Genomic DNA, 253 nt, shown 5'->3' on the forward strand with positions numbered 1-253 from the left:
GGCGCCATCGGCCGGTGTGCCCGCTGATGCGCCCAGCCCCGAGGCAGGGCTGCTTTCAACGTTCGAGGTGGGCGATGCCGGCGTGTCCTCCGGGGACGGGGGCGATGGCGCGGCACAATTTGCATGGGCGGCCCAGGGTGCCCGTGTCGATGGTGGTTTTGAGCTATTGCTTGATGATTGGTTGAGCCTATCCCTTGTTTCCTTCAGCTCACGCAGCAAACGCCCGGATACCAACTGGAGTTGCTCAGGCGTG

General features: G+C 64.0%; 1 protein-coding gene. It reads left to right on the forward strand.

The annotated features are described in order from the left end of the window. A partial coding sequence (locus F1735_RS37205) for a hypothetical protein (protein ID WP_229506109.1) occupies positions 1-253 on the forward strand: 253 nt, incomplete at both ends.

This window comes from Massilia genomosp. 1, from assembly GCF_011682185.1.
In the GTDB taxonomy this organism is placed as follows: domain Bacteria; phylum Pseudomonadota; class Gammaproteobacteria; order Burkholderiales; family Burkholderiaceae_D; genus Telluria_A; species Telluria_A rubra.